General features: G+C 69.1%; 8 protein-coding genes and 1 pseudogene. 6 read left to right on the top strand and 3 right to left on the bottom strand.

Features of this window, described 5'->3' with window-relative positions; all coding sequences use genetic code 11:
* Nucleotides 1-288: 288 nt before the first annotated feature.
* The 5 genes and pseudogenes from TN53_RS48740 to TN53_RS39450 all read left to right on the top strand — a co-directional run.
* Nucleotides 289-582: pseudogene (locus TN53_RS48740) on the top strand (PfkB family carbohydrate kinase); the annotation flags it as partial.
* Nucleotides 579-1,343 carry an IclR family transcriptional regulator gene (locus TN53_RS39465; protein ID WP_046263675.1) on the top strand — a complete coding sequence of 255 codons (765 nt, stop codon included), beginning with the start codon at nt 579-581 and terminating at the stop codon, nt 1,341-1,343. The pseudogene TN53_RS48740 and the gene TN53_RS39465, both read left to right, overlap by 4 nt.
* The gene (locus TN53_RS39460) at nt 1,340-1,768 is read left to right on the top strand and encodes a RidA family protein (RefSeq protein ID WP_046263674.1); all 429 of its coding nucleotides are present in this window, start codon (nt 1,340-1,342) and stop codon (nt 1,766-1,768) included. The genes TN53_RS39465 and TN53_RS39460 overlap by 4 nt, the downstream gene beginning before the upstream one ends.
* A gap of 158 nt (nt 1,769-1,926) precedes the next feature.
* Entirely contained in the window at nt 1,927-3,405 is a 1,479-nt protein-coding gene (locus TN53_RS39455) for a GntP family permease (RefSeq protein WP_046263673.1), read from the top strand.
* Nucleotides 3,406-3,563: 158 nt separating this feature from the next.
* A complete protein-coding gene (locus TN53_RS39450) occupies nt 3,564-4,085 on the top strand; it encodes a hypothetical protein (RefSeq protein ID WP_046263672.1) in 522 nt (173 codons plus the stop codon).
* 21 nt (nt 4,086-4,106) lie between these two features.
* Here TN53_RS39450 and TN53_RS39445 read toward each other — a convergent pair whose 3' ends face one another.
* Nucleotides 4,107-5,456: a M14 family metallopeptidase gene (locus tag TN53_RS39445; protein WP_046263671.1), complete on the bottom strand. Its 1,350-nt coding sequence runs from the start codon at nt 5,454-5,456 to the stop codon at nt 4,107-4,109.
* A gap of 438 nt (nt 5,457-5,894) precedes the next feature.
* On the opposite strand from TN53_RS39445, the gene TN53_RS39440 reads away from it, so the two are divergent.
* Entirely contained in the window at nt 5,895-7,220 is a 1,326-nt protein-coding gene (locus tag TN53_RS39440) for an Nramp family divalent metal transporter (protein WP_046263676.1), read from the top strand.
* Here the strand turns inward: TN53_RS39440 and TN53_RS39435 are convergent.
* Nucleotides 7,196-8,467, bottom strand: a complete 1,272-nt coding sequence (locus tag TN53_RS39435; protein WP_046263670.1) for a hypothetical protein — start codon at nt 8,465-8,467, stop codon at nt 7,196-7,198. The two genes, TN53_RS39440 and TN53_RS39435, sit on opposite strands and share 25 nt — an antisense overlap.
* A gap of 83 nt (nt 8,468-8,550) precedes the next feature.
* Nucleotides 8,551-9,060 (bottom strand): SigE family RNA polymerase sigma factor, encoded by a 510-nt coding sequence (locus TN53_RS39430; RefSeq protein ID WP_046263669.1) that lies wholly within the window; start codon nt 9,058-9,060, stop codon nt 8,551-8,553.
* Nucleotides 9,061-9,269: the final 209 nt, after the last annotated feature.

Raw genomic sequence — 9,269 nt, 5'->3', positions numbered from 1 at the left:
GCGCAGCCTGCGGGTAGTCGTGAAGCCGCGGGCGGGTGGGGGTCGATCGCGCAGTTCCCCGCGCCCCTGGGGTCGGGTAGCGGCCCGGAGTCGCAGGGTGCGGCATCCTCGCCTGTGCAGTTCCCCGCGCCCCTGGGGTCGGGTCGCGGCCCGGAGTCGCAAGGTGTGGCTTCCTTGCCCGCGCAGCCTGCGGGTAGTCGTGGCGGCTCGGAGTTGGAGGGCTCGCGTAGCTGCCGGCAGTCAGCGCGGGCGAGCGACGCCCACCCCACGCCGGCCCCCACCCGCAGCACCTTCGTTCCCGCCCTCGACGTCGACGTCGTGGCCACCACCGGCGCCGGTGACGCCTTTGCCGCCGGGTTTCTCTCCGCCGTTCTGCGAGGCCTCTCCGTCAAGACCTGCCTCCGTACCGCCCACCTCCACGCCGCCGCCACCCTCACCACCCCCGGCGACCTCGCGACACCCCCCGCCCGCGACACCGTCGACCGCCTGGCAGCCGTGGACGACGGCACCTGGGAGACACTTCGACTCGGCCCCGGCTGGACGCAAGCCGTGCAGGCCCCGGAGGAGGTACGCATTCCATGAGCCAGACCGTCGACCGCGCGCTCAGCATCCTGCCGCTGCTCGCAGAAGGTCCCGCAGACCTGGGACAGGTCGCCGACCGCCTCGGCGTCCACAAGTCCACGGCCCTACGGCTCCTGCGCACGCTCCACGAACACGGCATGGTCTACCGCCAGTCCGACCAGCGCTACCGCCTCGGCGCCCGCCTCATCGCGCTGGCCCAGGAGGCGATGGAGAACCTGGACATCCGCGAGATCGCCCACCCCCACCTCGTACGCCTCAACGAGCAGTGCGGCCACACCGTCCACCTCGCCGTGTACGAGGAGAACGAGGTCCTCTACATCGACAAGGTCGAGAGCCGCTACCCGGTCCGGATGTACTCCCGGATCGGCAAGCCCGTCGCCATCACCGTCGCGGCCGTCGCCAAGCTGCTCCTCGCCGACCTCCACGACTCCGAGCGCCGCACCCTCGCGGACAAGCTCGAGTACCCCATGTACACGTCCCGTTCGACCCCCAACGCACCCGCCTTCCTCAAGGAGTTGGAGCGCGTGCGCGAACAGGGCTGGGCCACCGACCTCGGTGGCCACGAGGAGTCGATCAACTGCGTCGCCGCACCGATCCGCGGCGCCGACGGCAGGGTCGTGGCCGCGATGTCGGTCTCCGCCCCGAACGTCGTCGTCACCGCCGACGAACTCCTCACCCTCCTCCCGCTGGTCCGCCGCACCGCGGACGCCGTCAGCGGCGAGTACTCCGGCAGAACCCCCGTCAAGGAAGCCACCTCATGACCGAGAAGACCGAGAAGACCGAGAAGATCGCGCTCACCCCCAAGTCCCACACCACCCCGCCCGCGAAGTTCTCGCACGGTGTCAGGAAGGGGAACATCCTTCAGGTGGCCGGACAGGTCGGCTTCCTCCCGGCCGAGGACGGCAAGCCCCCGACGCCCGCCGGCCCCACCCTGCGCGAGCAGACCCTGCAGACCCTCGCCAACGTCAAGGCGATCCTGGAGGAGGGCGGCGCGAGCTGGGACGACGTGATGATGATCCGCGTCTACCTCACGGACGTCGACCACTTCGCCGAGATGAACGGCGTCTACAACACCTACTTCGAGGAGCAGGGCCTCACCGCGCCCCCGGCCGCCCGCACGACGGTCTACGTCGGCCTCCCCGCCGGCCTCCTCATCGAGATCGACGCGCTCGCCGTACTCGGCTGAGCCCACACCCCCTCAACTCCCGCACGCCGTAAGCAGACGGCATGGCCCCCCACGGGTGGCCATGCCGCGATTCGCCCTGCCCGACTGTGCCTTCTGGGGGGGGACACCCCCCAGACCCCCCAGACCCCCCGGTGAATGTACTTACGCAGAGGACCCCCATGTCCCAACCGCTCGCCGCAACAGCCCCCGCCACGACCCCACCCCACACCGGAGGCCTGCTCCTCCTCATCGACGGCACGGCAGGTCTGCTCACCGTCGCCGCCATCGGCATCGCCCTCCTCCTCTTCCTGATCATCAAGGTCAGACTCCAGCCGTTCGTCGCCCTCCTCGCCGTCTCCATAGCCGTCGGCCTCCTCGCCGGCCTGTCGGTCACCGAACTCTTCGGCACGGTCCAGCGCTCCGACGCCGTCTCCACCATCGAGTCCGGCATGGGCGGCATCCTCGGCCATGTCGCGATCATCATCGGCCTGGGCACGATGCTCGGCGCGATCCTCGAAGTCAGCGGCGGCGCCGAGGTGTTGGCCTCGCGCCTCCTCAACCTCTTCGGCGAGAAGAGGGCACCCCTCGCCATGGGCCTCACCGGCCTCATCTTCGGCATCCCGGTCTTCTTCGACGTGGGCATCTTCGTCCTCGCCCCGATCGTGTACGCGGCGGCGAAGCGCAGCGGCAAGTCGATCCTGCTCTACTGCCTTCCCCTCCTCGCCGGTCTGTCGATGACCCACGCCTTCCTGCCCCCGCACCCCGGCCCGGTGGCCGCGGCCGGACTGCTCCACGTGGACCTCGGGTGGGTCATTCTGATGGGCGTGGTCTGCGGCATCCCGGCGGTACTGGCCGCCTGGGTGTTCTCCGCGTGGATCGGCCGCCGCATCTTCGTGGCCGTACCGCAGGACATGGTGGAAGCGGCGGCGGAGGCCAGGCTCGCGGTCATCAACGAGCAGCGCGAGCAGGGCGTGGAGCCCCGCGAGGATCCGGTCCCGCTGGGCACGGTCCTCGGCATCATCGGCACCCCGCTGGTCCTGATCCTCGCCGCCACCTTCTCCTCGATCGCCCTGGACCCCTCCACGGGCCGCTCGGTGATCGAGTTCTTCGGCAGCCCCTTCGTGGCCCTGACGATCGCCCTGCTCCTCGCGTACTACCTCCTCGGCCTCAGGCGCGGCTGGTCCCGCAAGTCCCTGGAGACCGTCTCGACGGCCTCGCTCAAGCCGGTCGGCAACATCCTGCTCGTCGTGGGCGCGGGCGGGGTCTTCGGCGCGATCCTCAAGGCGAGCGGTGTGGCCCAGGCGCTGTCGGACACCTTCAACGACGTGGGTCTCCCGGTGATCGTCCTGTCGTACCTGATCTCCGTGGTCCTACGGGTGGCGCAGGGCTCGGCGACGGTCGCGATCGTGACGACGGCGGGCATCGTGGCGCCCCTGCTCTCGGAGGGCGACCACTCCCAGGCCTTCGTGGCCCTGGTCATCATGGCCATCTCGGCGGGCTCGATCTTCGCCTCGCACGTGAACGACGGCGGCTTCTGGATGGTGGCCAAGTACTTCGGCATCAGCGAGCGGGACACGCTGAAGACGTGGACGGTCCTGGAGACGGTCCTGTCGGCAGTCGGCTTCCTGATGGCGGCAGCGCTGAGCCTGCTGGTCTAGGCAGGAGGGAGTGATTGGCGGATCTGTTCCCACACCAGCGGTAGAACCGCAGGTGGCCGACGCGTCGGCGGGGACAGATCCGCCAATTGGTCGTGCCCTGTAGGTGACCTCGGGCCCCGGCGCCCCACGGCACAGGTTCGTCCGCCATACTCTCCGCTGTGGAGCAGCGCATAGGTTCGAGCAGCACGCCCCTGGAAGGTGCCGGGTTTGACCCGGCCTTCATCCCCGGGCTGACCTCACCCGTGTCCGGCGAGCCCGAGGACGCCGAGGAGCCCCTTGCCGAGGAGGACGCCCTCGCGAAGAAAGAGGCCGCCCCCGAACCCGAGGAGGAACCCACTCCCGACGAGCCGGAGGCGGACGCGGCCGACGGCCCCGAGTTCGAGGCGTCCGACCGCCGCGCGAAGATCGTCGCCGACGCCAAGGGCGTACGCCTGAGCCTCGACGAGGAGCGGTGCGAGTTCCGCTGGGACGAGATCGGCGCGATCGAGACCGAGACGCCCCGCTTCGGCAAGCGGTACACGATCACCGTGCACACCCCGGACAGGCGCTGGTACCCGATCGAGGTCGAGGCCACGTCGCGGGCGCGCTTCCAGGAGTGGGACGAGCAGCTGGACGCCGTCCTCGACGCCTACTTCGAAGAAGGCGAAGCAGGCGAAGAGGACGACGACACCGAGGAGTAGCTCCTCAGGCGCGGTACTGCCTCACGCGCAGTACTGCGCCTCCTTGCCGATGGACCGGTACATACAGTCAGCGTTCTCCAGCAGCTGCAGCACCGCGTCCCGGTTGCGCGCGGTCTCCGCCGCGATCACCTCGTCGGGCGGGTAGAAGCCGCCCCCGGAGCTCGACGACGGGTACATCTCGAAGGTGTACGCGAAGATCTTCTGGCTGCCCCACAGCCAGTCGTCGATCGATCCGTCGGTGATGTACAGGTCGCTGGACTGCTCGGGCGTGTAGCCGTTGCTCGCGGCCATCTTCCCGCCGACCGTCGCGAAGGCGTTGCGGTCGTCGGTCGTCATGCCGGTGGCCGTGTTCGCCGTCGTGTACCCGTAGGGCCACAGGACCAGTTCGCTGTACGTGTGGAAGTCGATCCCGGCCTTGATCTGCTGCACGCCGCCGACGACCCGGCTGCGGACGAAGTCGGCGACGACCTTGACCTCGGGCGCCGACTCGGCCGCCGGGCCGCGGTACGTCTCCGAGGAGGTCGACCCGGACGAGCCGCCGCAGCAGCCGAACCGGTAGGCCCAGTTGCGGTTGAGGTCGGTACCGACGTACGAGGAACCGGAGTTGGGCTGGCGGTTCTTGCGCCACGAACGGTAGGAGCCGGTCGCCACGTCGTACTCGCCGCCGTCGGGGTTGAGGTCCGGGACGATCCAGATCTCGCGGTTGTTGACCATGCTGGTCACTCGGGAGTCGGTGCCGTAGTCCGAGGTCAGTTCGTTGAGCAGGTACAGCGCCATCTCGACGGTGAGGTGCTCACGGGCGTGCTGGTGGTGGGTGAACAGCACCTCGGGCTCGGACTCGTCGGTCGCCACGTTGTCGCTGACCTTGATGGCGACGATGTTCCGGCCCTGGTACGAGGTGCCGATCACGCGGGTGCTCGCGATGGAGGAGTGGGCGGAGACGACCGAGTTGATCTCGTTCGTCATCTCCGCGTAGTTGTGGTACCGCGAGTCGGCCGAGGGGAAGTCGAGGATTCCGACCTCGCCGTCCTGGGCGGAGGACCGGTCGGGGACCGCGCCGAGCGCCGTGATCTCGTAGCCCTGCGCGCGCAGTTTCCTGATCTGGTCGGCACGGCCGGAGATCACGACGCCGTGGTCGTCCACCTCGTCGATGGCCACGCCGGCCTGCTGAAGGGCCGTGCGTTCCTTGACCGTCGCGTGCGTGTGGACCTCGTACTGGCGGATGTCGTCCGCCGAGGGAGCCGCCTTGGTGGTGCTGTCGGCGCTCGCGCCCGGGGAGAGGGGTGCCGCGAGCGCGAGGGCGAGGAGGGCGGCGAACACGGCGGTACGCCTTCCGCCGCGGGCGCCTGAGCCTCGTATGCGAAGTCGCATGAAGTCTCCTAGTTTCTCCAGGGGTTCCGGGGTCTCCGGGCCTGAAGCAAGTGGGGATACAGGTGACTCACAGGTGCGGGTGCGGCGCTCATCGTGCGCCTATGGCATGAGCAGGTCAAGAGTCAATAAAGGCGCGGTGGCCGGAACGTTGCGGCCGTGGCTCGATCCCGAACTGATGTACGTAGGTAGTGAATCGGGTATTCCTCCCCGTGCGCGGCACCGTGCAGGCGGACATCCTGACCCCATGCGGGAAGTCGATCCTCGGTACGCCTCGTATTGCGCTCCGCTGGGGACGGACGGGGCGGATCGATCAGCCACTTGCGGCCGTCCCCGGTCTGCGGATTGTGGGGGTTGAGCGCGCGGTTCCCCGTGCCCCTTCAGGTGGATCCCCTGCACGCCCTCTTGTGAGCTCGGTTGCTTTGAGGTTCCTTGACCTTCATGGCGGACACCACGGGCAACCCCACGGACACCCAGGCATCATCCGGCAACCCCCGACCTCGTAAGTCCAGTTGGAAGTACATCGGCCCCGGCATCGTCGTCGCGGCCACCGGCGTCGGCGCCGGCGACCTGGTCGCGACCCTCATCGCGGGCAGCAACTTCGGCTACACGCTCCTGTGGGCCGCCGTCATCGGCTGCCTCGTCAAGATCTCCCTCGCCGAGGCCGCCGGCCGCTGGCATCTGTCCACCGGCCGCACCCTCTTCGACGGCTGGGCGAGCCTGGGCCGCTGGACCTCGTGGTTCTTCGTCGTCTACGTGGTGATCTGGGGCTTCGTCTACGGCGCCGCCGCGATGTCGTCCAGCGCGCTCCCGCTCCAGGCGCTGTTCCCGGACGTGATGGACCTCAAGTGGTGGGCCGTCGCCTGCGGTCTGACCGGCCTCGTCTTCGTCTGGTTCAACAAGTACGAGGTCTTCGAGAAGGTCATGACGGTCCTGGTGGGCGTCATGTTCGTGGTGACGGTCTACCTGGCCATCCGCGTCACCCCGAACCTGGGGGACGCCTTCGCGGGCCTGCTGCCCGTCCTCCCCGACGAGAAGGACTCCATCCTCAACACCCTCGGCCTCATCGGCGGCGTCGGCGGCACCATCACCCTCGCCGCGTACGGCTACTGGGTCAACGCCAAGGGCTGGACCAACACCGGCTGGATGAAGGTCATGCGGCTCGACAACCGCGTCGCCTACGCCACCACCGGCATCTTCGTCATCTCCATGCTGTTCGTCGGCGCCGAGATGCTGCACTCGGCGAACATCGCCATCGCCAGTGGCGACAAGGGGCTCATCCAGCTCAGCGACATCCTGGAGGACAAGTACGGCTCGGCGACCGCCAAGTTCTTCCTGATCGGCTTCTTCGCCACCTCGTACACCTCCCTGATCGGCGTCTGGCACGGCGTGAGCCTGATGTTCGCCGACTTCGTCGCCCGCTTCCGCGACAAGGGTGAGGGCAAGGGGACGGGCGAGGAGGTCGCCTCCGGTGCGCGCGAACGCTCCTGGCCCTTCCGCGCGTACCTGCTGTGGCTGACCTTCCCGCCCATCGTCCTGCTCTTCCAGGGCCAGCCCTTCCGCCTGATCATCCTCTACGGCGTCCTGGGCGCGGCCTTCCTCCCCTTCCTGGCCGGCACGCTGATCTGGCTCCTCAACTCCTCGCGCACACCGGCCGAATGGCGCAACGGCCTGATCAGCAACGGGATGCTGGTGATCGCCGGGCTGCTGTTCCTGGTGCTGTGCGTGAAGCAGATCTGGGATCAGCCCTGGTCGGAGTTCTTCTGACCGGTCTGTGACTCCTCCCGGCTCGGGCCCCACTTCGAGCTGAGCGCGATCTTCTTGAGCTGCTCCATCGTCAGGGCGGGCTTGGCACGGCTCGGGGCGTCGTGCGGCCCGCCCGCGTTGAGGGCGCTGATCACGACCCGCAGTCCGTTGACGCGCACCGTGTCGACGGTCCACCGGACCGTGCCCGAGACGTCCTTGTCGCCGGCGTCCTCGCGGGTGGCGAGCATCGTGCCGTCGCCGACGTCCTCCGCATCCTCGAAGATGCTCTCGCCGAGGAGGTCCCCCATGTTCGGCTGGACGTTGATCTCGACGAGGCTCCTGCCCTTGCCGTCGTCGACGACGACATAGCCCCACCCGGACTCGTCACCGCCCCTCGAGACCGGGGTGAGACCGGCGGGGAGGAGGTCGACGAGCGTCTTGCGGATGTCGGTGGTGGGGGCGGCGGTTTCCTCCGGGCTCGCCAGCGACGACCTGTCCTCCTTGGGCATGGCGTCGACCGCCTTCAGCCAGGCCGGCGCGGTCACCAGCTTCTTCAACTCCGCGGCGTCCAGAGGCGGGTCCTCGCGGGTGACCGGCGAGCCCTTTTCGGCCTCGGCGTTCCACTCGTACACCGCGACGTGCTGGCCCCTCGGGGTGATCAGGTCGGCGGACCAGTGCTTGGTGGGCTCCCGCTTGTCGGGATACTCGTACCCCTGGAGGATCCTCAGCACCGAGCCGTTGTCCAGCCTGCTGGTCCGGCAACTGTCGTACGGCGTGAACGTCTTGTCCGGGCACTCGGTCAACTGCCGTGCGTTCTCACTGCCCGGCTCGACCCGTTCGAGGTTCACGGAGACGACGGAACCCCCGTCCCCGTCGTCCCACACGAGCCACGCGTACGGCGCGTCCGCGGTACCACGACTTGTCTCCTGGCTGAACTTGCCGTACCCGAGCTGCTCCTTGAGCGTGCTGATCAGCTCCTGGCCGGAGACGGGCGGCACGGTCGCCGAGGCGCTCGGGTTCGAGGCCACCGAGGACGGGGCCGGGTCCGAACCGCCGCCGGGCAGGAGCAGCGCCCCGCCCACCCCGACGAGGGCGAGGGAGGCCGCGCCGCCCACGACGGCGGACCGGCGCCGCAGCCGCAGCCGTCGGCCACGGGCCAGGCCCGCGGTGGTGAGACTGTGCAGATCGGCGTCGAACTGCCCTCCGGTATCGCGCAGTTCGGCCGAGAGGCTGTCCTCGAAGGGATCACTGTGCTGTTGAGCGGGCATGGCTAACCACCGTTTCCCCGAGGTGTGAAGGATGAGAAGTCAGAGGTGCGGGTGAGGTGCGGTCACAGGGACGGGTGGGGCCGTCAGAAGCGTGCGTACTCGCCGAGGTCCTCGCCCAGCAGCTCGCGCAGCCGGCCGAGGGCGCGGGTGCAGCGGGTGCGGACCGCGGCGGAACTGGCGTTCATCGCGTCGGCGGTCTCCTCGATCGAGCGGTCCTCCCAGTAGCGCAGCACGACCACCGCCCGGTCCTTGGCGGGCAGCCGGGCCAGCGCCTGGAGGAGCGTGAGGCGCAGCGGGACGTCGCCGTGGTCGGCGTAGGCCTGCTCCGGGAACTCGGCGGTCGCGCGCTCCTTGCTGCTGCGGCGCCGCTGGTGGGCGAGGAACGCCCGGGTGAGGACGGTCTGCGCGTACCCGGCGGGGTTGCCGACCCGGGCCACCCGGTGCCAGCTGATGTACAGCCGGCCCAGGGTCTCCTGCACCAGGTCCTCGGCGAGATACGTGTCCCCGGCGGTGAGCAGGCACGCGGAGCGGTAGAGATGCCCCGCGCGCGCCGCCGCGAACTCCGCGTACTGGTCCGCAAGGACCTGCCTCATGTGTTCCCCCTGCTCGTGGATGCGCCTGCTTCGCGCTCTCACTCCATTGATGCGGTGGCACCCCGGAAATGTTTCACACGAGATGCAGGGGATCTTGAGGGCATCGACACAGGCGAAGGCCGGCTCGCCGGAGTGTCGGGTACGACGAGTAAGTTGCCGTACGCACACACCCAGGCACGTCACCCCGGGGGACCCACCATGACCCACCC

Origin of the sequence: Streptomyces sp. WM6386 (assembly GCF_000972385.1) — a bacterium.
In the GTDB taxonomy this organism is placed as follows: Bacteria; Actinomycetota; Actinomycetes; order Streptomycetales; family Streptomycetaceae; genus Streptomyces.
This window is presented reverse-complemented; position numbering and strand designations above follow the sequence as displayed.